Source organism: Arthrobacter sp. 2MCAF14 (genome assembly GCF_052115645.1).
GTDB lineage: Bacteria > Actinomycetota > Actinomycetes > Actinomycetales > Micrococcaceae > Arthrobacter.
The window spans coordinates 57,376-82,288 of the sequence record NZ_JBFRHB010000028.1 but is presented as its reverse complement, the minus strand read 5'-3'; the positions used below and the strand labels follow the sequence as shown (position 1 = coordinate 82,288).

Below are 24,913 nucleotides of genomic sequence, written 5' to 3'. Positions count from 1 at the left end.
GTGAGACTTTCCAGAGCGTCCGCATACTGGACTTGATTGTCCATTTGTTGGATACCGGGAACTATTATTGAACTCTCAATAATCTTTGCCGGCAGGCTCAGGAACGCCGGGCCGGCGTGAACGGAGAGCAACCACTACATGTCTTCCATCGCTCAATCCAAGGAAAGCGAGTCAGTCAAGCAGGTCAACTCGCGGGGACGGGTGATCTTCGCCAGCCTCATCGGGACGTCGATCGAGTTCTACGATTTCTACGTTTACGCCACGGCTGCCGTCCTCGTCTTTCCCAAACTGTTCTTCCCGACGGCTGACGAGACCACCCAGCTGCTGAGCTCCTTCGCGGTGTTCGGTGTGGCCTTCGTCGCCCGGCCGCTCGGCTCCATCATTTTCGGCCACTTCGGTGACAAGTTCGGTCGCAAGGGAACCCTGGTTGCGTCCCTCCTGACCATGGGTATTGCAACCTTCCTGATCGGCTGCCTCCCGACGGCTCAGGTCCCCGGCTGGACTTTCCTGGCCCCCACGTTGCTGGTAGTCCTGCGTTTCGCCCAGGGCCTGGCCCTCGGCGGTGAGTGGAGCGGAGCCGCTCTGCTCGCAACCGAGAACGCACCGGCCAACAAACGCGCTATCTATGGAACATTTCCGCAGATGGGTGCGCCGATCGGCTTCATCCTGGCCAACATCATCTTCCTGGTCTTCAGCTACACCCTGAATCCCGAGGCCTTCGCCGCCTGGGGCTGGCGCGTGCCGTTCCTGCTCAGCGCCGTCATGGTGATCCTCGGCCTCTACGTGCGCCTCAAGCTCATTGAAACTCCCGCGTTCACAAAGGTGCTGGAGTCGAACGAAGTGGCCAAGCTGCCCATCGGACGCGTTTTCAAGAAAAGCTGGCGCCCGCTGATCCTCGGTACCTTCATCATGTTGGCCACGTATGTCTTGTTCTACCTGATGACCACGTTCACGCTGACCTACGGCACCAAGCCCACGCTGGCGGGCGCCCAAGCCGCAGCGGTCAAGGCCGGAAAGCCCATGACTGACGCGGCCGTCGCGGCGTTCGTCCCGGGCTTGGGCTTCAGCCGGAACGACTTCCTCTGGATGCTGATTGCCGGCGTCGTCTTCTTCGGCATTTTTACCCTTGTGGCGGGCCCGCTGGCCGAAAAGTATGGTCGCCGCAAGATGCTTCTGGCGGTCACCGCGGGAATCCTGGTGTTCGGCTTGCTTTTCGTGCCGCTGTTCAGCGGCGGCTTTGTCGGCACTATGGCGTTGCTGATCATCGGTTTCACGCTGATGGGCCTCACCTTCGGCCCCATGGGTGCGCTGCTTCCGGAACTGTTCCCCACCAACGTCCGCTACACCGGATCTGCCGTCAGCTACAACATGTCCAGCATCCTCGGCGCGGCTGTGGCTCCGTTCATCGCGGTCTGGCTCTGGGAATCGGCCAAGGGCAGCACGGTCCTGGTGGGTGTCTACCTCAGCGCGATGGCAGTCCTGACGCTCGTGGCACTGTTCCTGTCCAAGGAAACCAAGGACACGGACTACGAGAACAACGTAGCCTGACCCTGTATTAACAGGCTCGCGATTAGCACGGCTCCGCTAAATGGCTCCGGCCCCGCACCAATGGTGCGGGGCCGGAGCCATTCGAGTCTGTTTAATCTTCGATCGTCGCGATAACGGCGCCCGCGGAGACGGTCTCGCCCGCCTTGGCCACCAAGCCGTGAATGGTGCCGGCCTTGTGGGCGGTGAGGGGCTGTTCCATCTTCATGGCTTCCAGGACCACGATCAGATCGCCCTCGGCAACCACGTCGCCGGCGGCTACAGCCACCTTGACGATGGTGCCCTGCATCGGCGAGGTGAGGGCGTTGCCGCCCGCGACTGCAGCTGAGGCGCCCGCAGAGCGGGAACGCTTCTTGACCTTCGTGCCCTTGGCGCCCGCGCTGGCAACCGAGGAAACCGAGCCGAGAGTCGCGGGAAGGACAACTTCCAGCCGTTTGCCGCCAACCTCGACGACGACGCGCTGGCGCTCACCGGCGTCGGCGGCTTCTGTTCCGGTTCCGGTAGGCGTCCATGCGGGGATGTTGTTGACGAACTCGGTCTCGATCCAGCGCGTGTGCACCTTGAACGGGCCTTCGGCCGGAGCGAACGCGGGATCGGTCACCACTGCGAGGTCGAAAGGAATGATGGTGGGGATGCCTTCAACGACCATTTCCTCGAGGGCACGGCGGGAGCGCTGGAGGGCCTGTTCGCGGCTGGCGCCGGTGACGATCAGCTTGGACAGCATGGAATCGAAGTTCCCGCTGATGACGTCGCCCTGTTCGACGCCGGAATCGATGCGGATGCCCGGACCCGTCGGATTCTTCAGGGTGCTGATGGTTCCCGGTGCGGGCATGAAGTTGCGGCCCGGGTCTTCGCCGGTGATGCGGAATTCGAAGGAGTGGCCGCGGACCTCAGGATCGCTATAGCCGAGTTTCTCGCCCCGGGCGATGCGGAACTGCTCCCGGACCAGGTCAAGGCCTGTGACTTCCTCTGAAACACAGTGCTCCACCTGAAGCCGGGTGTTGACCTCAAGGAAGGAGATGATGCCGTCCTGGCCCACCAGGAATTCGCAGGTTCCCGCGCCCAGGTAGCCGGCTTCTTTCAGGATGGCCTTGGAGGACTCGTACAGTCGCTCGTTCTGCTCGGGGCTCAGGAACGGAGCAGGTGCTTCTTCAACGAGTTTCTGGTTGCGGCGCTGGAGGGAACAGTCGCGGGTGGAGACCACCACAACGTTGCCGTAGGCATCGGCGAGGCACTGGGTCTCGACGTGGCGCGGGGAATCCAGGAACCGCTCGATGAAGCACTCGCCCCGGCCGAAGGCGGCAATGGCCTCGCGCACTGCGGACTCGAAAAGCTCGGGGATTTCCTCGATGGTGCGGGCAACTTTGATGCCGCGGCCGCCACCACCGTAGGCGGCCTTGATGGCGATCGGGAGCCCGAACTCCTGGGCGAAGGCCAGGATCTCGTCGGCGGATTCCACGGGGTCGGCCGTGCCGGGAACCAGGGGAGCGCCGACCTTTTCGGCGATGTGGCGGGCCTGCACCTTGTCGCCCAGCGCGGAAATGGCGTCCGGAGACGGGCCGATCCAGGTGATGCCGGCGTCGATGACTTTGGCGGCAAACTCGGCGTTCTCGGCGAGGAAGCCATAGCCGGGGTGGATGGCGTCGGCACCCGACTGCCTGGCGACCTCGATCAACTTGTCCATCACGAGGTATGACTCAGCAGCAGTGTTGCCGCCCAGCGCGTAGGCCTCATCTGCCAGCCGGACGTGCAGGGCGTCGCGGTCGGGGTCCGCGTAGACGGCCACGGATGCGATGCCTTCGTCCCGGGCTGCGCGGATAATGCGGACCGCGATTTCGCCTCGGTTGGCGATCAAGACCTTGGTGAGAGGGCTGGAAATGGGCTGCGCCGGATTAGCTGACAAGTTGACTCCTTCTGTCCTTCAGGGAGCCTAGCGTGATTTTGAGGGTTCCGCCCATATTGATGGGGGATTCCGTGTGTGAGACGGCCTGTCTTTGTAGGGTTGCTACAAACTACTCGTCCGTCGCGGAACCGTTGTGCGTCCAGAGTTCGGTGATTCCAACGTTCGCCTGCCCCAGCAGATCGCGGAGGGTCGAGATGGAGAGCCCGACGACGGCGTGCGGGTCGCCGTCGACCTTGCGGATGAAGGCCCCGCCCAAGCCGTCGATCGTGAACGAACCGGCGCAATGCAGGGGCTCGCCGGTTGCGATGTAAGCGTCGATGTCCTTCTCGCTCATCTCGGCAAAGTGGACTTCTGCGCTGGACACGGCACCGACTGTTGCTCCGGTGCCGACGGCCGTCTCGCCGTCTTTCACGTCCGCTGCGGTTTCGCGGCAGTCAACCAGCCAGTGCCCGGTGTGGAGTACGCCCTTGGATCCGCTCATGCGAAGCATCCTTTCCTTGGCCACGTCCACCGTGTACGGCTTCCCGTGCGATTCGCCGTCGAATTCGAATACGGAATCGCAGCCGATCACCAGGGACCCCTCGGCGTCAGGAAGGGACGCGACGGCCTCGGCCTTGGCACGGGCCAGGAGGAGCGCGGTGTCATGCGCGTCGGTCACCCCGTACCGGGCTTGCACGGCGTCCTCGTCCACGTCCGAGACGAGCACTTCGTGGTGGATGCCGGCGTCCGTGAGGAGCTTGGTGCGGGCGGGGGACTGGGAAGCCAGGATCAATCGGGTCACGGCTCAAGCGTAATACGCGGCGCCTTCCACCGACGCTCGCTCACTTATGTGGGTGTTTGGCCGGACGCTCGCTCACTTATGCCGCCCACGTGGACATGTTCCCCTGACTTCAGGTGAGCGGGCGTTTGGGGAAAGGGCCTTAAAGGTGAGCGGGCGTCGGTTCTGAACACAGAACCGACGCCGCGCTCAGGCCGCTAAGACGACCAGGCGCTTAGTGGACCAGCTCCTTGGCCCCGACTGCCGCCGTCGTGCGCTGCAGCTTGGCGCCCTCGACGTCGACGTCGGGCAGGATCCGGGACAGCCACCGCGGCAGCCACCATGCTTTCTCGCCCAGCAGGTACATGACGGCCGGAACGATGGTCATCCGTACCACGAACGCATCCACGAGCACGCCGAACGCCATCGCGAAACCGAGCGGCCGGACCATGGTCAGGTGGCTGAAGATGAAGCCCGCGAACACGCTGACCATGATGATGGCGGCGGCCGTAACCACCGCTGAGGCATGGCTGAAGCCGCTTCGGACCGCCTGCTTCGCGTTCTCACCGTGCATGAACGATTCACGCATGCCTGAGGTGATGAACACCTGGTAGTCCATGGCCAGGCCGAACAGCACACCAATCAGGATGATCGGCAGGAAGCTCAACACGGCTCCGGGATTGGGCACGTCGAACACGGTGCCCAGCCAGCCCCACTGGTACACGGCCACCACGGCGCCGAACGCTGCCGCGAGCGAGAGCAGGAATCCGCCGGTGGCGAGCAGCGGGACGACGATCGAGCGGAATACCAGAAGCAGGAGGACCAGCGAGAGCCCGACGACGATCGCCAAGTATGGCGGCAACGCGGCACCGAGCTTCGCCGAGACGTCGATGTTGCCGGCGGTCTGCCCCGTCAGCCCGATGGTGGCGCCTGTGGCCTGCTGGATTTCGGAACCCTTGGCACGCAGTTCCGAGAGCACCTGGACGGTGCTGGCACTCGCGGGGCCGTCCTTGGGGATGACCTGGAAAACGGCCGTGCGGTGATCCGGGCTGAGGGCTACCGGAACGGCCGCCACGACGTTGTCGACGCTGCGCAGCTTGTCCGCGACGTCGAACTGCTTGGTCTTGGCCTGGTCGTCGCTGAGCCCGGACGGGAACGTACCGACAACCACGATGGGGCCGGTCATGCCCTCGCCGAAGCTCGTCCGGGTGAGGTCATAGGCCTTGAACGCTTGCGAGTCGACCGGTTCCGAACCGCCGTCGGGCAAAGCGAGGCGCAGCTGGGAAGCCGGGAGCGCCAGCACCCCGAGCAGCATGACGCCGGCAAGCAGCGAGACCACCGGATGCCGGGTCACGAGCCCGCCCCACCCACGGCTGCTACGCCGCTGGTCCTCGGCGCGGTCCGCCGAGGCATGCTCCGGCTCCGCGTTGTGGCGCTCCGCCTTGGCCCACGCCCGCTTCGAGATCAGTTTGCGGCCCACCAGCGAGAGGACCGCCGGGGTCAGTGTCAGGGAGACGACGACGGCGACTGCCACTGTCGCGGCGGCAGAAAGGCCCATGACGGCCAGGAACGGGAGCCCCGGAACGACCAGCGCGGCAAGCGCGATCACGACGGTGAGACCCGCGAAGAGAACGGCGTTGCCTGAGGTGCCGGTGGCAAGGGCGACTGATTCCTCTGCGTCCATCCCTGAAAGCAATTGCCCGCGGTGGCGGTTGACGATGAAGAGCGAGTAATCGATTCCGACGGCGAGGCCCAGCATGAGCGCGAGCATCGGGGAGATGGAACTCATGTCGATGACGCCGGTGAGGGCAAAGGTTCCGCCGACGCCGACGGCCACGCCAATGATCGCCATCAGGAGGGGCAGGCCGGCGGCGACGAGCGTTCCCAGCATCACGATGAGGGCGATCGCAGCCACGGCGATGCCAATGATTTCGGAGACTCCGAACAACTGGGAGACGTCCTCGGTGATTTCCTTGCTGGCCAGGGCCGTGACACCTGCCGAGGAGACTCCGTGGACGATGTCCTGGACTTGCTGCCGGACGGCGGGGGTCAGGCCGTTGATGGAGGTCTTGAACTGGACCTGGGCGATCGCCGCTTTACCATCCTGGGAGACGAAACGCATGCCTTGGGATGCTGTCACCTGGCGCTTGGCCAACGCAAGGGCGGCGGCACCGTCAGTGGCTTGTTTCTGGCCGGCGTCGAGCTTTTGGCGTCCGGCCAGAAGTTCCGCCTTCTGCGGGGCGAGCTGGGCCTGGATCTGCGCTGCGGGCATGCCCGCAGCGGTCATTTGCTGCTCGGCGGCCTTCAGTTGGGCATCGCCTGCATCGAGCGTGGCCCTCGCCTTGTCCAGCTCAGCTTGCCCGGCGGCCGCTCTCTGTTCCCCGGCAGCAAGGTCGGACGGTGCCTTGTCCAAGGTGGCTTGAGTCGTGAACGGGTTGACCGTTGACTGCACATCGGGCAGTTTTTCCAGCTGGGCGAGGGCCGACGCGATGGCGTCCTTGCCGGCTTGGTTGAATCCGGCGTCGCCGGCTTCGAAGACGATCCCTGCGGAACCACCCGAAGAAGCCGGAAGGTCCTTTTTGAGCTTGTCCAGCATCTGCTGGGTCTCGGTACCCGGGATCTGGAAGTTGTTGGACATAGTGCCGTGGAAGGCAGCTGCGGAGCCGCCGACTGCCACGAGCACGGCCAGCCAGAGGGAGATCACCAGCCAGCGGTGACGGTAGGAGAACTTGCCAAGGCGGTAGAGCAGGAGTGCCATATCGGAACCGATCTGTCGGTGTGTGGTTATGCCGAGTGTTGTGGGTCAGCCGCGGGCTGAGTGCCGCGCGACGCCGGGCTTCGAGGGGCGGGTGCCGTGAAGCCTGAACCGAGCAAGCCAATGGCGTCGATCAAGTACTGCCGCAGGCTCGCGAGGGATTCAGGGGAAAGATCCGGGCCGTGTTGTTCGAACCAGACGCTCATGGCTGCCTTGCCGCACGAGATGATGGACCCGGCCAAGGCCCGCAAATAGAGCTCATCGACGTCCGGGCCGAGGCGAAGACGGGCGGCGTCGATGATCTGCGTGGTGCAGTGGTCCCAGGCTTCGAGTTCGGAGCGCACGAGGGCCCGGTTGTCGTGGGTCAGGCTGAAGAGCTCGGCCATGGGGGAAACCGTCATGGGGTCAGCCAGTGCCATGAGGGCGGCCCGGGCGGAATCGAGGATGGGTTCGTCCGACGGGCGCAGGCGGAATTGTTCCAGGGCGTGGTCCAGGAAGCCCTCGGTCACCGAGGCCAACGCCGCTTCGAGGCTGGGGAAGTAGTTGAAGAAGGTGCGCCGGGATACGCCGGCCTCTTCCGCGAGGTCTTCCACCGTGAAATTGCCGGCGCCCCTGCTGCGCAACATGGCGAGGGCCGCGTCCGCGATTGCTCGGCGGGTAGCCAGTTTGTTCTGTTCCCGGCGCGAGGGCAGGGCGGCGGTGTCGGAGGTTGTCACGTACTTACACTAAGTGCAACTTTGCACTCCGGGCAAGTTAAGGTCGAGTTGAATCTTCGGTCGTAGGCTGTGCGGATTGCTGGGCTGCGGCGCTGGTCAAGTAGATCGACTGGCCTGTGGCGCCGGCCTCGCCTTCGGCCAGCGGAATGGCGAACACCGCGGTGCCGTAGGCGCACACTTCGGTCCAGTTGCCGCCCATCTCGGACGTGTCGAAGCGCATGGCGACAATAGCGTTGGCGCCGCGCTGCTGTGCCTCGTTGACCATACGGGCCATGACCTCCTGGCGGCTTTCATAAAGTGCCTTGGTCATTTCGGGCAGCTCGCCGCCGCCGAGGGAGCGGAAACCGGCAATCATTTGGGAGCCGAGATCCCGCGAGCGGACGGTGAGGCCCATGACTTCGCCGAAGACGGCGTCGATCCTGTGGCCCGGAATCTTGTTTGAGGTGACGATCAGCATGGAAAGAGCCTATCCAGAATTCACCGTTTCCAATGTTAAAAGGACGAATCCCCGGGGCATTCCCCGGGGATTCGTCCGCGCGACGATGGGCCGCCGCTAGGCCTTGGCGTCAGCGAGCTCGCGGGTGTCCTCGGATGCTTCCGCGGACTCGGTCTCGGCTGCGAACGCTGTTCCCTTGCGAGACGCGTTGTAGAGCGATTCGTCCAGGATTCCCTGCCGTTTGGCGACGATGGCCGGAACCAGCGCTTGTCCTGCGACGTTGACGGCCGTGCGGCCCATGTCCAGGATCGGGTCGATCGCCAGGAGGAGCCCGACGCCGGCGAGCGGCAGTCCCAGCGTGGACAGGGTCAGAGTGAGCATGACGACGGCGCCCGTGGTGCCTGCCGTTGCCGCGGAACCAAGGACCGAAACCACTACGATCAGCAGGTACTGGCTGAAGTCCAGGTTGATGCCAAAGAACTGGGCAACGAAGATCGCGGCGACGGCCGGGTAGATGGCGGCGCAACCGTCCATCTTGGTAGTGGCGCCGAGCGGCACAGCGAACGATGCGTAACCTTGGGGAACTCCGAGGTTGCGTTCGGTGACGCGCTGCGTGAGCGGCAGCGTGCCGATCGAGGAACGCGAGACGAATGCCAGCTGCACGGCGGGCCACACGCCCGAGAAATACTGCTTGACGGACAGTCCATGGGTCTTGACCAGGATCGGGTAGACGACGAAGAGCACCAGGGCCAGGCCCGCGTAGATGGCCACCGTGAACTTGCCGAGCGAACCGATGGTGTCCCAACCGTAAACGGCCACAGCGTTGCCGATCAGGCCGATAGTACCCAGCGGGGCGATGCGGATGATCCACCAGAGGACCTTCTGGATGACCGCCAGGGCGGAAGCGTTGAGGTTCAGGAACGGTTCGGCCTGCTTGCCGACCTTGAGGGCGGCAACGCCGACGGCGATGGCGATCACCAGGATCTGCAGCACGTTGAAGCTGATCGAAGTGCTGGCGACGCCGTCAGTGACGCTCGTGCTCGCGCCGATGCCCAGGAAGTTCTTGGGGAAGAGGCCGGTGAGGAACGCCCACCAGTCGCCGGTCTTTCCGGCATACTCGGCCTTCTTGGTGATGCCGGTTCCGGAGCCCGGTTGCAGGAGCACTCCAAGTCCGATGCCGATCATCACTGCGATGAGGGAGGTGATGGCGAACCAGAGCAAAGTGTTCCATGCCAATTTCGCTGCATTGGACACTTGGCGGAGGTTCGCGACGGAGCTCACCACAGCGGTGAAGATCAAGGGCACGACGGCGGTCTGCAGCAGCGAGACGTAGCTCGAGCCGATGGTCTGCAGCGTGGCGCCGAGCCCGTTGGGAGTCTTCGTGGTGCTGCCGGTGGCTTTGGCCAGGAGACCGAGTGCCAGGCCGATCATCAGGGCCGCGATGATCTGGACGCCGAAAGACGTTGCCCACTTGGGAAGCCGGGACCCAGTCTTTCCGGCGGAAGTCAAAGTGTTGGATGAATTGCTCACCGGAACAAATTAGGCCCCGACAAATACCACCGCGACCCGACGTTGAGAAATGTTACGAGAACCGAAAAATTCAATTTCCCAATAGCCCAACGAATTCGCCGCCAATCCACCCATTTATGAAGTTATTCCCGGACGAAACGTGGGGAATGTAACAGCCTCTATGCGGCGGACGACGGGCACCTTCCGCACCGAGCCCTTGGCGACAGGCATCCGGCAGCGTGCGTCAAAGCGACGAAGGAGCAGCACGCCGAGGATGCGTGTCGCCAAGGGCGACCGCGACGCGGACTACCCCAGCAAAGCGCGCTTGAGAGTATCCAGGCCAACCGAGCCGATATTCAGCGCATCCGTGTGGAAGGTCTTCAGGTCGAATCCGTCGCGGCGTTCGAGTTCAGCCCGGATTTCTTCCCATAGCCGTTGCCCTACCTTGTACGACGGAGCCTGCCCCGGCCAGCCGAGGTACCGGGTGAATTCGAACTGGAGCTGGCCCGCGCTGATGGGAAGGTTGGCCTTGAGGAATTCGAAGCCTTTTTCCGAGGTCCAGGTGCCGCTGCCCCAGCGTTCTGGAACTTCCAGCTCGAGGTGGACACCGATATCGAACACCACACGGGCCGCACGCATGCGCTGCATATCCAGCATGCCCATGTGGTCGCCCGGGTCCTTGAGGTAGCCAAGCTCCAGCATGAGCTTTTCGGCGTAGAGGGCCCAGCCTTCACCGTGCCCGGAGACCCAGCAGACGTTCCGTCGCCAGTTGTTGAGCAGTTCGCGGCGATAAACGGCAGTGGCCACCTGGAGGTGGTGGCCGGGGACGCCTTCGTGGAACACCGTGGTGGTTTCGGCCCAGGTGGTGAAGGTGTCTTCGCCACCGGGGACGGACCACCACATGCGGCCGGGCCGGGAGAAGTCGTCAGAGGGACCTGTGTAGTAGATGCCGCCTTCGTCCGTGGGCGCAATGCGGCATTCGAGCGTCTTCATGATGTCCGGGATCTCGAAGTGCACGTCGGCCAGTTCGGCTACTGCGCGGTCGGAGAGGTCCTGCATCCAGGCCTTGAGGGCATCGGTGCCCTTGATTTGCCGCTCGGGATCGTTGTCGAGGATGGCTTTGGCTTCCTTGATGGACGCGCCAGGCTTGATTTGCTCGGCTACGCGCTCCTGTTCGGCAATAATCCTGTCGAGTTCCTGCACGCCCCAGGCGTATGTTTCCTCTAGGTCCACAGTTGCTCCGAGGAACAAACGTGAGGCCAGGGCGTAGCGTTCGCGGCCCACCGCGTCCTTTTCGGGAGCAAAGGGCAGAAGCTCCGCTTCGAGGAAGGCGGCGAGGCGCGAGTAGGCGGAGCGCGCGACGGCGGCACCGGCGTCGAGCTCTTCCTGCAGTTCCGCCGGCAGCGGCTGCCCATCGAGGGAGGCTTCCGAAGCGAGCTTGGCGAAGAAGCCGTCCTCGGCCGCGTATTTGCTGGTCTGTTCGATGACGATCTTGACTTGGCGGGCTGCGGAGACCCTCCCTGCCTCCTTGGCCGAACGAAGGGAAACGATGTACCCGTCGATCGCTTCAGCAATGTTGGCCGCGCGGCCGGCGATGTGCTCCCAGTGTTCGGCAGTGTCTGTGGGCATGAGGTCGAAGATCGCGCGGATCGTTTGGGCCGGAGACTCGATGTTGTTCAGGTCCGCGGCGTCCCAGCCGGACTCGTGGATCTCGAGGGCCAGTCCGAGCCGTTCCCGCATCGCGTCAAGGGTGACGACATCGGAGGCGTCCGTCGGTTCGAGGGCAGCCAGCTCATCGAGGGTGCGGCGCGCTGCCTTGGCAAATGCCACCGCGCCGGCAGGCGAGAAGTCCTGGTACTCGGTTTCGTGTCCGGGCAGGCCGAGGGTGGTGGCGAGGGTCGGGTTGAGGGCAAGAAGGGTGTCCGTGTAGGCGTCGGCGACCGCATCGATGGCAGTCTGGAGGCGTGCCGGAGCTGTGTTAGGAGTAGTCACCCCAAGAGCCTAACCGCGACAAGGATCTTGTGAAAGAGTTGTTGCAGATGATCCCCACAGTAGGGGCCTCCGCCGCCGAGGGTTCCCTGGCCGAGCGGAGCGAGGTTAGGGAGGCGGTGGGGATCTAGCCCCGGCTGCGCTTCCAGGAGCCTGGCCCTGGAGTGGGGTCCATGCGCAGTTGCTGCCGTCGCAGCCAGTGCCGCGTGCTGGGTTTCGGAGTTTCGGCTTCCTCTGGCGATCCAAGGGAGGCGACGACGGCGGCAAGCGCCGCGAGCTCTTCCGGCGTCGGGTCTCCCTTGACGACCGAAAGCAAGGGCTCGGCCGGCCCCACGTCAGTGGAATCAGCCGCGGAGTCCGGAAGGTTCTGTCCGGCGCTCACAGGGGGATGTTTCCGTGCTTCTTGGTGGGCAGGCTGGCGCGCTTGTCGCGAAGGGCGCGGAGGCCCTTGATGATCTGGATGCGGGTCTCCGACGGCACGATGACGGCATCGACGTATCCAAGCTCGGCTGCCTGGTAGGGGTTGAGGAGTTCTTCTTCGTACTGGCGGATGATCTCGGCACGCTTGCCTTCGACGTCGCCACCGGCCTCGGCGACGGCGGCAAGGTCGCGGCGGTACAGGATGTTGACGGCACCTTGGGCGCCCATGACGCCGATCTGGGCCGTGGGCCAGGCCAGGTTGAGGTCGGCGCCAAGCTTCTTGGAACCCATCACAATGTACGCTCCGCCGTAGGCCTTGCGGGTGATGACCGTCAGCTTCGGCACAGTGGCCTCGGCGTACGCGTAAAGCAGCTTGGCTCCCCGGCGGATGATGCCCTGGAATTCCTGGTCCTTGCCGGGCAGGAAGCCGGGGACGTCCACCAAGGTGATGATGGGGACGTTGAAGGCATCGCAGTGGCGGACAAAACGGGCGGCCTTTTCCGAAGCGGAGATGTCCAGCGTGCCGGCGAACTGCATGGGCTGGTTGGCCACGATCCCGACCGTGTGGCCTTCAACCCGGCCGTAGCCGATGATCACGTTGGGGGCGTAGAGCGACTGCATTTCGAGGAAATGGGCGTCATCAACGATCTGCTCGATGACCTTGCGCATGTCGTAGGGCTGGTTGGCCGAGTCCGGGATGAGTGTGTCCAGGGCGAGGTCGTCGTCGTCGAGCTCAAGCTCTTGCTCGTGCTCCAGGACGGGGGCCTCGGACAGATTGTTGGACGGCAGGAAGTCCAGGAGTTCGCGGACGAACTCGATCGCGTCGGCTTCGTCGCTGGCGAGGTAGGTCGCAGTGCCGGTGGTGGCGTTGTGTTGGCGCGCCCCGCCGAGGGTTTCCATGTCCACGTCTTCGCCGGTGACGGTCTTGATGACGTCCGGGCCGGTGATGAACATGTGGGAGGTCTTGTCCACCATCACCACGTAGTCGGTGAGGGCGGGGGAGTAGGCGGCGCCGCCGGCGCACGGGCCCATGATGAGGGAAATCTGGGGGACGACGCCGGAAGAATGGACGTTGTTGCGGAAGATGTCGGCGAACATCGCCAGCGAGGCGACGCCTTCCTGGATGCGCGCGCCGCCGCCGTCGTTGATGCCCACCATCGGGCATCCGTTGCGGAGCGCGAATTCCTGGACCTTGACGATCTTCTCGCCGTTGACCTGGCTCAGGGAGCCGCCGTAGACGCTGAATTCCTGGCTGTAGATGGCAACGAGGCGGCCGTCAACGGTTCCATAGCCTGAGACAACGCCGTCGCCGAGGGGCTTCTTCTTCTCCATCCCGAACGCGGTGGAGCGGTGGACGGCCAGGGCGTCGAACTCCACGAAGGAGTCTTCATCGAGGAGCATGTCGATGCGTTCGCGGGCGGTGTTCTTGCCGCGGGCATGCTGCTTCTCGATCGCTTCGGGGCCGGAAGGTTGTTCTGCACGGGCCTGGCGGTCGCGGAAGTCGGCAATCTTTCCCGCTGTCGTTGTCAGATCGTGGCTCATCAAATGTCTCCGGCTCTGTAGCTGATTTACGCTGGCACTGCTTCGTTAGGCATGCGCTCTTAAGTAGCATCCGTACAAAGTGCGGGCCCTGTTGGCTAGTCTAATGACGCAAAAGCCACAGACCGCTGTAGAAACCCTACAATTTTCGGACTTCAAGTCGAGCATTCAGCGATGTTACTCACCAGTAACATAGTTGGGTTACAGTGTCCTCATGACCTCAAGGAACGATGCTTCTGCAAACCCTGCCCTTCCCTACCAGGCGCGTGGATCACTGAAGGGCCGCACCATCCTGATGTCCGGCGGCAGCCGCGGCATCGGCCTGGCAATCGCAACCCGCGCGGCCCGCGACGGCGCCAACATCGTCATCATGGCCAAGACCGGAGAACCCCACCCCAAGCTGCAAGGAACGGTCTTCACGGCCGCCGAGCAACTGGAAGCAGCGGGCGGACAGGCGCTGCCGCTCGTTGGGGACGTCCGCAACGACGACGACGTTGCCGCGGCGGTTGCCGCCGCCGTCGAACGCTTTGGCGGAATCGACGTCGTCATCAACAACGCCTCGGCGATAGATCTCTCCCGCACTGACGCGATTGACATGAAACGCTATGACCTCATGCAGGACATCAACGTCCGGGGCACCTTCCTGCTGTCCAAGCTCGCGCTTCCGGCCCTGCGGAAATCGGGCAACGGGCACATCCTGACTCTTTCCCCGCCGTTGAACCTCGACCCGAAGTGGGCCGGCATGCACTTGGCCTACACCATGGCCAAGTACGGCATGAGCCTCACCACGCTGGGACTGGCCGAAGAACTCAAGAACGACGGCGTGTCGGTCAACTCGCTCTGGCCCTGCACCCTGATCGACACTGCTGCCATCCGGAATATGCCTGGCGGGGAACAGATCGTCCAAGCCGCCCGAGGCTCGGACATCATGGCCGACGCTGCCCACGCTGTCCTGACCGGGGCGCACCTGACCGCAGACTCAGGCGGTTCGGCAAGTTCGGGCAACTTCTACACGGACGAACAGGTGTTGAGGGCTGCGGGTGTTTCGGACTTCAGGCCCTACAGTCTGGGTGCCCCGGAGGAGAAGCTGGTGCCGGATATCTTCCTCTAAGCGGACAACTTCTTCCGGGACCAGCCTGGCTGGATAGGATTCTGTCTATGGATGTCGAACAGCCTGCCAGCACCGAACCACGTGCCCCGCGCTTGGGCCTGGACCGTGATGCCCTGCTTCATCCCGACTTCCTCGCGGCCGCTGGTATTTCGCAATTGAAGATCGTGGAAACCACCGGCTCCACCAACGCTGATCTGCTGCGCGCCGTTACCACGGAGCCCAAGGAATGGTCCGACCTCGCAGTCCTCACCGCGGAGCACCAGACGGCGGCACGGGGCCGGCTCGACCGTCACTGGGAATCTCCCGCACGTTCGGCGATTTCCGTTTCGATCGTCCTGCGCCCCGTGAATTCCCAAGGCCTGCCCGTCCCGACCCAGAGCTACTCCTGGCTCTCCCTTCTGGGTGCGCTGGCCTTGCGTGAGACCCTCCTGGAAACCGCCGGCGTGCCTGCCGAGATCAAGTGGCCCAACGACGTCCTCGTCCGGGGCAAAAAGATCGCCGGCATCCTTGCCCAGATGGGGCCGATGGGCGATGGCTCGGTTCCGGCGGTGATCCTGGGTACCGGTCTCAACGTCACGCTCGGCGAGGATGAATTGCCTGTCCCCACGGCAACCTCCCTTCTGCTTGAAGGTGCCAGCACCACGGACCGCACGGTCCTTCTTCGCAACTATCTCTCCCGCTTCGCAACGCTGTACCGCAGCTTCTGCAACGCCGACGGCGACCCTACAGCGGGATTGGCCGGAGGCTCCTCCCTGCACAAGCGGGTAGAAGCTGTCATGGTCACCTTGGGACGCGAAGTTAAAGCTCATTTGCCCGGCGACCACGAATTGGTGGGGCATGCGTCCAGGTTGGATGAATATGGTTCCCTTTTAGTGGTGGACCATGGTGGCCGCGAGCACGTCGTGACCGCCGGCGACGTCGTCCACCTGAGGGCTACCGAAAGCGGTTATGCGTAAAGAGCTCCTGCGTGGGGAGCAAGTCATCGTGATCACGCGGCGGCAGCCCAGGATGCTCTTTGGTCCCGCGCTGGCATTCATACTTGTCCCCGCTGCCGCCGCGTTCGCCTGTGCATGGATTGTCAAGGGCGGACCGGGCAAGCTGCTTCCGGTCATCACAAGCGACTGGACCCAATGGTTGGTTACCGCGTGCCTGGCCCTAGTGGCGATCGTGCTGCTCGGCTACAGCCTCCCGCGATTCATCCGCTGGCGCGGCATACGGTACATCCTGACAAGCGGCCGGATAGTTGCTCGTTTCGGAATGCTTCGCCGCGGCGACTGGCAGGTTCCGCTGGCTGCGGTGCGTAGCGTGGGGATTCAACAATCGCTGCTCCAACGGATATTGCGCTCCGGGAATATATCCTTGGATACCGGGCACCCCGGCGAGGCCGTCCTCGCGGACGTCCCGGAGGTCGGCAAGTTTCGAAGTTTCATCCTGGATGCCATGGCCGAGCTTCCGACGAATGTCAGGTTCGGCCCTGGCGCCGTGCAGGAGGCCGGCGATTTTGACAGTTTTGCTGGACCAGTTGACTACCCGGATGCCGCGTTGCCCTGGGATATGAGAGAAGGTGGAAGAGATGAGCGTTGACGAGCAGGAGCCTGAGTACATGGACCACGAGCCCGACGCCGTGCCCGAACCTTCCGTGGACCAAGCACCAACAGGGGTCCTCCCCGTCGTGTCCCCGCCAACCGGCGCCCTGTCTTCAGAACGGCTGGCCATCAAGGCCCTGGAAACCAGGCTCCTGGGCGGCGAACGCAAACTCCGGCGACGCGAAGTGGCGGCCGGAGCAGGTGTCTCGCTGTTGTCTGCCCGCAAGCTGTGGCGAGCTCTGGGTTTTCCCAACTTCGGCGACCAGGACGTCGCGTTCACTGAGCGCGACCTCGCTGCGCTTTCCACCATCCTCGACCTTGTCCGCGCAGGAAAGCTCACCGAGGAAGCCGCCATTTCCGTGACGCGCGCGATCGGCCAGATGACCGACCGGATGGTGGTGTGGCAAGTCGAGGCCCTCATCGAAGACATGGTGATGCAGCAAGGCATTCCCGACGCCGTTGCCCGCAAACAGTTGGTCAATGAACTGCCCAACCTTGTGGATGCCATGGAAGAGATCCTCCTCTACTCGTGGCGCCGCCAGATGAACGCCGGTGTGCAGCGCCTGGCCGTCCGTGCAGAGGCAGGTCTTCAGGCCAGCGAAGCCGGCCGCGAAGGGGACGAAGACGATGCCCCTTTGCCCTTGGCGCGCGCCGTGGGCTTTGCCGACCTCGTCTCCTACACGAGCCTGTCACGCCGCATGAACGAGAAAACCCTGGCCCAGTTGGTCCAGCGCTTCGAGAACAAATGCGCGGAAATTATCTCCATCGGCGGCGGACGCCTCGTCAAGACCGTCGGCGACGAAGTCCTCTACATCGCCGAGACGCCGGCCGCCGGCGCTGAGATCTCCTTGGCCCTCGCCCAGGCCTTCACGGAAGACGAAATCCTGCCGGAAGCCCGCGTCGCCATGGTCTGGGGACGGATCCTTTCCCGCCTCGGCGATATTTACGGCCCCACCGTCAACCTCGCGGCCCGCCTCACCGCCTTGGCCGAACCCGGCACGGTCCTCGTGGACGAGATGACGGCAGCAGCTCTCGGCCAGGACGAACGCTTCGTCCTGGTTCCGCAGACGGCCGAGAACGTTCGTGGTTTCGGGGAAATCCTCCCCGTCCGGCTTGCCCGCGGCCTTGGCAAGGGACTGGTTCTCGACTGATGAATTCACCCTCCGCAGCGACCTCCCCCGAGCCCGGATTCACGTTGAGCTATGGCTACGGGACGGACCGCGGACTCAGCCGGGAACTCAACGAAGATTCGCTCATCGCGGAGGATCCGGTCTTCGCGGTCGCTGACGGCATGGGCGGCCATGAGGCGGGCGAGATTGCCAGCGCGTTGTGCGTACGGACCCTCGGCAGCATGCCTCAATTGGCGTCGGGAGTCCGCTCGGCGACCGCTGTTGCCATGCAAGAGTGCATCCTTGCCGCCGACTCCCAGATCCGGAATGCGACGGGTGGCCGCGCCGGAACTACGCTCACCGGCGTCGTTGTCGCCGAGCACATGGGCGTTCCGTATTGGCTGGTCATGAACATCGGCGATTCGCGCACGTATCGCTTGAGCCGGGGCGATTTCAGGCAGGTGACCGTGGACCATTCGGAAGTCCAGGAACTCGTGGAGGCCGGAAGCATCACGCGTGAAGAAGCCACGGTGCATCCGCGCCGCCATGTGGTGACCCGCGCCCTCGGCACAGGCGGCGAAAACGAAGCGGACTTCTGGTTGCTGCCCATCCAGGATGGGGACCGGATGCTGATCTGCTCGGACGGACTCACCGGGGAGCTGAGTGACGAGCACATGTCCCGGATCCTGAGCGCGGTGGAGAAGCCCCAAGACGCGGTGGATGCCCTCATTCAGGAGGCGTTGCTGAGTGGCGGACGGGACAATGTCACCGCGATTGTGGTGGATGCCAGGATCGAGTAGAACGACGCCGAAGGGACCGGCACAGGCTCCTGCCGATGGCGTTTTTGGGGGACGGGATTTGCGACACGCCCGGACTTTGTAGGAAGATTCCGGTCAATACCACCCCAACTCCGGGCGGCCTGTGCCGTCCTGCAGAGGTAAAGATGACACAACGCTCCTCCGCGCGCCCTGGCGGCGCGACCCGTACCGCCGTGCGACGCCCGTTCTCCGTTGCCCTCGCGGGCATTGCCATGGCTGTGGTGATGTGCGCTTTCCCGTTGCTTTCGGCCCACGCCGAGACCGTCGGGCCTCCCGGCCAGGGACAAGTTTCGCCCGCCCCGGCCCCGGACCCGGCACCAACCGAGCCCACGCCAACCCAGCCGAAGGTCGTGGACCCCGCACCCACCAAGCCACCCGTCGTCGCGCCGGTGGTCCCGGCACCCGCCCCGGTGGTGCCGGCACCCGCCGCGCCCGAACCGGCCCCCATGACACAGGTGACCCTGGAACCGGAACCCAGCGTGGCGCCGTCGGAGGCTCCGGTGGCCTCGAGCTCGGCTGCCCCGTCGGCTAGCGCCTCGCCGTCGGCGTCGTCCAATTGGAATACCCCGATCCAAGACGGCCTCAAGGCGACCCAGGCTGCCGCGGTGAGCGGTACAAAAGGGCCGGGTTCTGACATGTTCGCCGTGATCGCCATCATGGGCGGCGTGCTTTTGGTGGCGGCGGGCGGCATTGCCTTCGCTTTGTGGAGCCGTCACCGCTTCTCGCACTGATTCCTGCTTGTGGTCCCTGCTTCCCGTCCGGGGGCCATATTTTGTCGCTGCTTTGCGGCAAGATAGGTACGTGAGCACAGCAGAGAGCGAAACCGCAGTTCCAACGGAAGCCGTACGGGAAGAGTACGAAAACCTCGCAGACCTCGTCCGCAAGTACCGCTATGCGTACTACCAGGAAGATGCGCCGACCGTTTCGGATGCCGAGTTCGACTCCCTCTACCGCCGCCTTGAGGAGCTCGAGGCTTTGCATCCCGAGCTCGTGTCCAACGATTCGCCCACGCAGGAAGTGGGCGGAGAGGTTTCGGCCGCTTTCGCCGCCGTCGAGCACCTCCAGAGAATGTACAGCCTGGAGGATGTCTTCTCGCTGGACGAGTTGGAAGCTTGGGTCCGCAAGGCTGAGGCTTCGGTCGAAAAGCTGGGCACCGCGGCTACCCGCATTGCGTGGCTGACGGAGTTGAAAATCGACGGCCTGGCAGTGAACCTGCTCTACCGCGACGGCAAGCTTGTACGTGCCGCCACGCGCGGAGACGGCACCACGGGCGAGGACATCACCCACAACGTGCTCACCATCAAGGAGATCCCGCGCCAGCTCAGCGGCAGCGGATTTCCGTCCGAGGTGGAAATCCGGGGCGAAGTCTTCATTCCGTCCAAGGCTTTCGCCGAATTCAACGAGGCGCTGATCGAAGCCGGCAAGGCGCCGTTGGCCAATCCACGCAACGCCGCGGCCGGTTCCCTGCGCCAGAAAGACCCCGCGGAAACCGCCAAACGCCCCTTGCGGATGTTCGTCCACGGCATCGGGGCCCGCGAAGGCCTTGACGCCACCAGCCAGTCGGAAACGTACAAGCTGCTAGAGGAGTGGGGCCTGCCGGTCAGCCCCTACCTCAAGGTCTTGGACTCCTTCGAGGAGGTCCTCGACTTCATCAAACACTTCGGCGAACACCGGCACGACCTCCTGCACGAGATCGACGGCATCGTGGTCAAAATCGACGACTTCGCCACGCAGCGTGCGCTCGGCTACACCTCTCGGGTGCCTCGCTGGGCCGTTGCCTACAAATACCCGCCGGAGGAAGTCCACACCAAGCTGCTGGACATCCAGGTCAACGTCGGCCGCACCGGCCGCGTCACTCCCTACGGGGTGATGGAACCGGTCAAGGTGGCCGGATCCACCGTGGAGATGGCCACCCTGCACAACCAGGACGTGGTCAAGGCCAAGGGCGTCATGATCGGCGACATCGTGATTCTGCGGAAGGCCGGCGACGTCATTCCTGAGATCGTCGGGCCGGTATTGGCGTTGCGAGACCAGCAGGATCCTCCCGTCCGTGAGTTCGTGATGCCCACGGAATGCCCGTCCTGCCACACACCCCTGGCTCCGGCGAAGGAAGGCGACGTCGATATCCGCTGCCCCAACGCGAAGTCCTGCCCGTCCCAGCTACGCGAGCGTGTCTTCCACGTGGCGAGCAGGGGCGCTTTCGACATTGAGGCACTGGGGTGGGAAGCAGCCATCGCGCTCACCCAGCCTGCGGAACCGGAAACTCCGCCCCTGCGCAGCGAGGCGGCCTTGTTCAGCCTCACCCCGGAGGATCTCGCCGAGGTCCGCATCCACCGTGAGAAGCGCTCCAAAGGCGTGGGCACGGGAACGTTCGAACTGGTGCCCTACTTCTATTCCAAGGCCACCGCCAAGACACCCTCCAAACCCACAGCCACCACGGACAAACTGTTCAAGGAACTTGAGAAAGCCAAGACGCAACCCCTCTGGCGCGTCCTGGTTGCCCTGTCCATCCGGCACGTCGGCCCCACTGCGTCCCGCGCCCTGGCCACGGCTCTTGGCAGCATGGAAGCAATCCGGGCCGCCTCTGAGGAGGAACTGGCCAACGTCGACGGGGTGGGACCGACCATTGCCGCGGCACTCAAGGAATGGTTTGCCGTTGACTGGCACCAGGAAATCGTTGATAGCTGGGCAGCTGCCGGTGTGCGCATGGTTGACGAACGCGACGCCGGCATCCAGCGGAACCTGGAAGGCCTCACCATCGTGGTGACGGGCTCCCTCCCCACGCTGAGCCGGGACGAAGCCAAGGAAGCCATCATCATCAGGGGCGGCAAGGCAGCCGGCTCGGTTTCCAAGAACACCAGTTACGTCGTGGCCGGGGAGAACGCAGGCTCCAAGCTGGACAAGGCAGAGCAGCTTGGCATCCGGGTGTTGGACGAGGATGGCTTCAAGGCATTGCTCGACGGCGTCCTGGAACCCGCCGTCGGCACGGCTCCGGATGATGAAGACGCAGCCGTTGCTCTGGCTGGTGCTGCCGCGGCGGAAGCGGACGCCGCCGAATGACCGCCGATGTCTTGGAGCTTCTCGCTGTCGCCCACGCGGCCGCCGCGGCAGGAGCGGAGGTGCTCGCGGCCAGGCCTGTGGGCCCCAACTCGGCCGGGAACCTCGGCGTCGTGAACAAAGGTGACGCCGGCGACTGGGTGACGGCCTTCGACGTCGCGGCGGAGAACGCTGTGCGGGGCGCAATTACCGCGGTCCGCCCGCACGACACCATCACGGGCGAAGAGCACGGCACCACGCGGCCCGAGGAGCCCAGTGGCTACCGATGGTCGATCGATCCGCTGGACGGCACCACCAACTTCATCCGGAATATCGTCTACTACGCCACGTCCGTGGCCGTTGCTGATGCCGACGGCGTCTGGCTGGCCGGCGTCGTCAACGCCCCGGCGCTTGGACGCATCTACTCGGCGGCACGCGGCCACGGAGCGTGGCTTGACGAAAACGGGGAGCGCACCCAGTTGAGTGGACCGCTGCTGGACCGTACGGGACTGATTGTGGCCTCCGGGTTCAGCTACGATCCCGCCACGAGGGCCGAGCAGTTCGCCGGGCTCGGGAACCTCATGGAAGGCTTTGCCGACCTCCGCCGGCTCGGCTCCGCCGCGTTGGACCTCTGCCTCGTGGCCGATGGAACCCACGACGCCTTCGGAGAGCGCGGGCTCAACGAACACGACTACGCGGCGGGCGCCCTGATCGCCGAGGAAGCGGGCTGCTGGGTCCGCCGCCCACGGCTGACCAGCCCGCTGGACGGCGGCCCCACTGACGCGGACCGTTTGGAAGCGTGGACCTGCGCGGGAACCCTTGAGCTCTCGGGCAAGTTCCCGCTTTAGGATCCTGCGACGCTCGCTCACTTATGCTGGCTTTTTGGACGACGCCCGCTCGCTTATGTTGGCTTTTTGGCCGACGCTCGGAGGTCCGAGCCCCGTCAGGCTCCGGCGAGCGACCCCACTTCCGCGTAGCGATTCGCGGGGCGTTCCAAGCCGTAGTGTTCCCGCAGGGTATTGCCGGTGTATTCGCTGCGGAACAGCCCCCGCTGGCGCAGCACCGGCACCACCCGGTCAACAAAGGTCTCAAGCCCTGAGGGCAACACGGCAGGCATGATGTTGAAGCCGTCGGCCGCGCCGTTTTCGAACCACAGCTGGATCGCGTCGGCCACTTGCTCCGGTGTTCCAGCAAAGGTCAGATGGCCACGGCCGCCTCCCAGCCTGCCGATCAGCTGGCGCACCGTGAGTTTCTCGCGGCGGGCCAGCTCCACAATGAGGGTATAGCGGCTCTTCGCTCCTTCTATCGAGTCCTCGTCCGGGAGATCCGCGGGAAGCTGCCGGTCCAGGGGCAGGTCTTCAGGCTTCACGCGGAGCGTCTTGGCTAGCTCGGCCCTCGCGTATTCGGGGCGAATCAGCTCATCCAGTTCACGTTCCAGGCGCAGCGCTTCGGCTTGCGTGGAACCGATCACCGGGACAATTCCCGGCAGGATCTTGATGCTCTCAGCCGCCCGGCCAAGCGCGACTGCCCGAGTCTTCAGGTCTCCGTAGAACGCCTGGGCAACTTCCAGGGTTTGCTGGGCCGTGAACACGGCCTCGGCGTACTTGGCGGCCAGGCCCTTGCCGTTCTCGGAAGAGCCCGCCTGGACGATCAGGGGATGGCCTTGGGGAGAGCGCGGCACATTGAGCGGTCCGCGGACCCGGAAGTGCTTGCCGACGTGGTTGATGGGCCGGACCTTGGCTGAGTCTGCCCAGATGCCGCCTTCCTTGTCCGCAAGCACGGCGTCGTCCTCCCAGCTGTCCCAGAGCTTCGCGGCCACTTCCAGGAACTCGGCTGCCCGTTCATAGCGGGTGGCATGGGCGGGCTGATCGTCGATGCCGAAGTTCCGGGCGGCCTCCGGCCCGGCTGTGGTCACCACGTTCCAGCCGGCCCTTCCGCCACTGACGAAGTCCACCGAAGCGAAGCGTCGGGCCAGGTTGAAGGGATCGTTGTATGTGGTGGACGCCGTGGCGATGAGGCCGATCTTTTCGGTGGCAGCCGCAATCGCGGTGAGCAGCACTGTCGGTTCGAGCTTGCCCGCGGGACGGCGTCCGACGTCGCCGAAGATCACGGGGGAGTCGGCGAAGAAGATTGAGTCGAACGTGCCACGCTCGGCAATCCGTCCGAGGTTTTGGTAGTGCCGGATGTCGGTGCTCGCGCGCGGGTTGCTTTCCGGCAGCCGCCACGAAGCCTCGTGGTGTCCGGTGCTCATGAGGAATGCGTTGAGGTGGAGTGTGCGTTGCTGGGGACTCATGTGGGGTTCCTTTCGTTGTGTCCTGGCCGCCAATCAACCACGCGACACCCGGTCCGCGCCAGCATCGCGAAACCTTCCCGCAACAGCAGGAAACCGGGCTTCACAGCCGGAAACCGGACTCAATTTGGCGCCATGGGAAGCAATGTTTGAGCGGTCCCCGACGCTCGCTCACCTATGGGGGATATTCCCCCGACGCTCGCTCACCTATGTCTGAGCGAGCGTCCAGGGCTTGGGGCAAATAGCTGAGCGAGCATCGAGGGATTGGGGCATATGTCTGAGCGGGCGTCCAGGGATTGGGGTGTGTATCTGAGCGAGCGTCTGGTCCGGGGTGATAGTTCGGTCACGGAAACGCCGCTTTGGCAGGTCGCCCCTGCGGATCCGACTACCATGGATCAGTGCATTCGCAGATTACCGTCCGTCCCGCCCTGCCCGAAGACTACGACGCCGTAGCCCGAGTCACGATGGCGTCTTACGTGACCGCTGGCTACTACGGCAGCCCGGATCACCCGTACTTGGAGAAGCTGCGCGATGTGGCCGGCCGCGCCCGGTATGCCGACGTTTTCGTCGCCGAGCGCGATGGCCAGGTTATCGGCTCCGTCACGTCGGCCAGGGCCGGCGGCGACTTTTCGGACATTGGCCTTCCTGACGAACTCGAAATGCGCACCTTGGTGGTTGATCCGGAGGTTCAGCGCTCGGGCGCGGGACGCGCCCTCGTCCAGGCAGTAGTCGACCAAGCCCGCTCTATGGATGGCATCAACGCCGTTTCCCTCACGACAGGCGCCACGTGGGAAAGCGCGAATGCCCTCTACGCCAAGACCGGATTCGAGCGCGAGCCGGAGCGTGATTGGTTCGTACCTGGGACCGACATAAAACTGTTCGTTTACCGGCAGGATGTCCGCCAGCCATAAAGTTTCCTCGTAAACCCCGGTCATCGGGCCGGGTGCGGAAACTGAGAAAGGCGCGGCATGCGCAAGACATTCGGCACGGGCTCGGTCTGGGAACAGACCCTTGGATACTCCCGTGCGGTCCAGGTGGACAACACACTCTTCATTTCGGCCACGGCGGCGTCCGGGCCTGATGGCATCGTCGGCGACGACTTCTACTCGCAGACCAAATACATCCTCGAAAAGCTGGGTGCCGTCCTGGCCGACGCCGGGTTCGACTACGAGGACGTCGTGCAGTCCAAGCTCTACCTGACCGACATCAGCAAGTGGGAAGACGCCGGCCGCGCGCACGGCGAAGTCTTCGGCGAGATCCGTCCCACCCTTTCCCTGGTCCACGTCCTGCCGTTCCTCGACCCGGAAATGCTGGTCGAAATCGAACTGGTAGCCCAGAAGAGCGCCTAAGAACGATCAAGGGTTGGCGCGAGCTGGCAGTAGATGCCCTCAAAA

At 64.2% G+C, this 24,913-nt stretch carries 21 protein-coding genes; 11 read left to right on the top strand and 10 right to left on the bottom strand.

The features are described 5' to 3' along the window. Positions 1–138 precede the first annotated feature (138 nt). Positions 139–1,548, top strand: coding sequence for an MFS transporter (locus AB4074_RS17915; RefSeq protein WP_441414606.1), 1,410 nt, complete (start codon positions 139–141; stop codon positions 1,546–1,548). Between the two features lie 91 nt (positions 1,549–1,639). On the opposite strand, the gene AB4074_RS17910 is transcribed toward AB4074_RS17915, so the two are convergent. The 9 genes from AB4074_RS17910 to AB4074_RS17870 form a co-directional block, all read right to left on the bottom strand. Next, positions 1,640–3,448 (bottom strand): acetyl/propionyl/methylcrotonyl-CoA carboxylase subunit alpha, encoded by a 1,809-nt coding sequence (locus AB4074_RS17910; protein WP_441414605.1) that lies wholly within the window; start codon positions 3,446–3,448, stop codon positions 1,640–1,642. A gap of 109 nt (positions 3,449–3,557) precedes the next feature. Continuing rightward, positions 3,558–4,229 carry a Maf family protein gene (locus AB4074_RS17905; RefSeq protein ID WP_441414604.1) on the bottom strand — a complete coding sequence of 224 codons (672 nt, stop codon included), beginning with the start codon at positions 4,227–4,229 and terminating at the stop codon, positions 3,558–3,560. A gap of 211 nt (positions 4,230–4,440) precedes the next feature. Further along, the gene (locus tag AB4074_RS17900; RefSeq protein WP_441414603.1) at positions 4,441–6,963 is read right to left on the bottom strand and encodes an MMPL family transporter; all 2,523 of its coding nucleotides are present in this window, start codon (positions 6,961–6,963) and stop codon (positions 4,441–4,443) included. Between the two features lie 26 nt (positions 6,964–6,989). Next, a complete protein-coding gene (locus AB4074_RS17895; RefSeq protein ID WP_441414602.1) occupies positions 6,990–7,676 on the bottom strand; it encodes a TetR family transcriptional regulator in 687 nt (228 codons plus the stop codon). Between the two features lie 37 nt (positions 7,677–7,713). Then, positions 7,714–8,133 carry a YbjQ family protein gene (locus AB4074_RS17890; RefSeq protein ID WP_441414601.1) on the bottom strand — a complete coding sequence of 140 codons (420 nt, stop codon included), beginning with the start codon at positions 8,131–8,133 and terminating at the stop codon, positions 7,714–7,716. 96 nt (positions 8,134–8,229) lie between these two features. Then, positions 8,230–9,642: a dicarboxylate/amino acid:cation symporter gene (locus tag AB4074_RS17885; protein WP_441414600.1), complete on the bottom strand. Its 1,413-nt coding sequence runs from the start codon at positions 9,640–9,642 to the stop codon at positions 8,230–8,232. Positions 9,643–9,927: 285 nt separating this feature from the next. Then, the gene (locus tag AB4074_RS17880) at positions 9,928–11,613 is read right to left on the bottom strand and encodes a DUF885 domain-containing protein (RefSeq protein WP_441414599.1); all 1,686 of its coding nucleotides are present in this window, start codon (positions 11,611–11,613) and stop codon (positions 9,928–9,930) included. Positions 11,614–11,737: 124 nt separating this feature from the next. After that, positions 11,738–11,992 (bottom strand): acyl-CoA carboxylase epsilon subunit, encoded by a 255-nt coding sequence (locus AB4074_RS17875; protein WP_441414598.1) that lies wholly within the window; start codon positions 11,990–11,992, stop codon positions 11,738–11,740. After that, positions 11,989–13,572 (bottom strand): acyl-CoA carboxylase subunit beta, encoded by a 1,584-nt coding sequence (locus tag AB4074_RS17870; RefSeq protein ID WP_234750804.1) that lies wholly within the window; start codon positions 13,570–13,572, stop codon positions 11,989–11,991. The genes AB4074_RS17875 and AB4074_RS17870 overlap by 4 nt, the downstream gene beginning before the upstream one ends. 211 nt (positions 13,573–13,783) lie before the next feature. Here AB4074_RS17870 and AB4074_RS17865 point away from each other — a divergent pair, with 211 nt between their 5' ends. The 8 genes from AB4074_RS17865 to AB4074_RS17830 all read left to right on the top strand — a co-directional run bounded on the left by AB4074_RS17865 (position 13,784) and on the right by AB4074_RS17830 (position 22,077). Next, on the top strand, positions 13,784–14,680 hold the full coding sequence (locus AB4074_RS17865; protein ID WP_441414597.1) for an SDR family oxidoreductase: 897 nt from the start codon (positions 13,784–13,786) through the stop codon (positions 14,678–14,680). Between the two features lie 47 nt (positions 14,681–14,727). Next, a complete protein-coding gene (locus AB4074_RS17860; RefSeq protein WP_441414596.1) occupies positions 14,728–15,636 on the top strand; it encodes a biotin--[acetyl-CoA-carboxylase] ligase in 909 nt (302 codons plus the stop codon). Next, a complete protein-coding gene (locus AB4074_RS17855; RefSeq protein WP_441414595.1) occupies positions 15,629–16,264 on the top strand; it encodes a PH domain-containing protein in 636 nt (211 codons plus the stop codon). The genes AB4074_RS17860 and AB4074_RS17855 overlap by 8 nt, the downstream gene beginning before the upstream one ends. Continuing rightward, positions 16,254–17,417 (top strand): adenylate/guanylate cyclase domain-containing protein, encoded by a 1,164-nt coding sequence (locus tag AB4074_RS17850; protein WP_345449662.1) that lies wholly within the window; start codon positions 16,254–16,256, stop codon positions 17,415–17,417. The genes AB4074_RS17855 and AB4074_RS17850 overlap by 11 nt, the downstream gene beginning before the upstream one ends. Beyond that, a complete protein-coding gene (locus tag AB4074_RS17845; RefSeq protein ID WP_441414594.1) occupies positions 17,417–18,175 on the top strand; it encodes a PP2C family protein-serine/threonine phosphatase in 759 nt (252 codons plus the stop codon). Before AB4074_RS17850 ends, AB4074_RS17845 begins: the two co-directional genes overlap by 1 nt. A 143-nt stretch (positions 18,176–18,318) precedes the next feature. Next, on the top strand, positions 18,319–18,924 hold the full coding sequence (locus AB4074_RS17840; protein WP_441414593.1) for a hypothetical protein: 606 nt from the start codon (positions 18,319–18,321) through the stop codon (positions 18,922–18,924). 70 nt (positions 18,925–18,994) lie between these two features. Beyond that, on the top strand, positions 18,995–21,253 hold the full coding sequence (gene ligA / locus AB4074_RS17835; protein WP_441414592.1) for an NAD-dependent DNA ligase LigA: 2,259 nt from the start codon (positions 18,995–18,997) through the stop codon (positions 21,251–21,253). Next, on the top strand, positions 21,250–22,077 hold the full coding sequence (locus AB4074_RS17830; RefSeq protein WP_441414591.1) for an inositol monophosphatase family protein: 828 nt from the start codon (positions 21,250–21,252) through the stop codon (positions 22,075–22,077). Before ligA ends, AB4074_RS17830 begins: the two co-directional genes overlap by 4 nt. A gap of 95 nt (positions 22,078–22,172) precedes the next feature. On the opposite strand, the gene AB4074_RS17825 is transcribed toward AB4074_RS17830, so the two are convergent. Beyond that, complete coding sequence (locus tag AB4074_RS17825) at positions 22,173–23,522, bottom strand: LLM class flavin-dependent oxidoreductase (RefSeq protein ID WP_441414590.1); 1,350 nt, start codon at positions 23,520–23,522, stop codon at positions 22,173–22,175. 395 nt (positions 23,523–23,917) lie between these two features. On the opposite strand from AB4074_RS17825, the gene AB4074_RS17820 reads away from it, so the two are divergent. Both AB4074_RS17820 and AB4074_RS17815 read left to right on the top strand, forming a co-directional pair. Beyond that, positions 23,918–24,430 (top strand): GNAT family N-acetyltransferase, encoded by a 513-nt coding sequence (locus tag AB4074_RS17820; RefSeq protein WP_437772991.1) that lies wholly within the window; start codon positions 23,918–23,920, stop codon positions 24,428–24,430. Between the two features lie 57 nt (positions 24,431–24,487). Further along, positions 24,488–24,868 (top strand): RidA family protein, encoded by a 381-nt coding sequence (locus AB4074_RS17815; RefSeq protein ID WP_078105825.1) that lies wholly within the window; start codon positions 24,488–24,490, stop codon positions 24,866–24,868. The last annotated feature ends 45 nt before the right edge of the window (positions 24,869–24,913 follow it).

Coding starts and splice junctions, on each gene's coding strand:
- AB4074_RS17825 (WP_441414590.1), bottom strand. CDS start 23,522: ATGAGTCCCCAGCAACGCACACTCCACCTCAACGCATTCCTCATGAGC.
- AB4074_RS17845 (WP_441414594.1), top strand. CDS start 17,417: ATGAATTCACCCTCCGCAGCGACCTCCCCCGAGCCCGGATTCACGTTG.
- AB4074_RS17840 (WP_441414593.1), top strand. CDS start 18,319: ATGACACAACGCTCCTCCGCGCGCCCTGGCGGCGCGACCCGTACCGCC.
- AB4074_RS17860 (WP_441414596.1), top strand. CDS start 14,728: ATGGATGTCGAACAGCCTGCCAGCACCGAACCACGTGCCCCGCGCTTG.
- AB4074_RS17855 (WP_441414595.1), top strand. CDS start 15,629: ATGCGTAAAGAGCTCCTGCGTGGGGAGCAAGTCATCGTGATCACGCGG.
- AB4074_RS17870 (WP_234750804.1), bottom strand. CDS start 13,572: ATGAGCCACGATCTGACAACGACAGCGGGAAAGATTGCCGACTTCCGC.
- AB4074_RS17915 (WP_441414606.1), top strand. CDS start 139: ATGTCTTCCATCGCTCAATCCAAGGAAAGCGAGTCAGTCAAGCAGGTC.
- AB4074_RS17850 (WP_345449662.1), top strand. CDS start 16,254: ATGAGCGTTGACGAGCAGGAGCCTGAGTACATGGACCACGAGCCCGAC.
- AB4074_RS17830 (WP_441414591.1), top strand. CDS start 21,250: ATGACCGCCGATGTCTTGGAGCTTCTCGCTGTCGCCCACGCGGCCGCC.
- AB4074_RS17890 (WP_441414601.1), bottom strand. CDS start 8,133: ATGCTGATCGTCACCTCAAACAAGATTCCGGGCCACAGGATCGACGCC.
- AB4074_RS17865 (WP_441414597.1), top strand. CDS start 13,784: ATGACCTCAAGGAACGATGCTTCTGCAAACCCTGCCCTTCCCTACCAG.
- AB4074_RS17815 (WP_078105825.1), top strand. CDS start 24,488: ATGCGCAAGACATTCGGCACGGGCTCGGTCTGGGAACAGACCCTTGGA.
- AB4074_RS17900 (WP_441414603.1), bottom strand. CDS start 6,963: ATGGCACTCCTGCTCTACCGCCTTGGCAAGTTCTCCTACCGTCACCGC.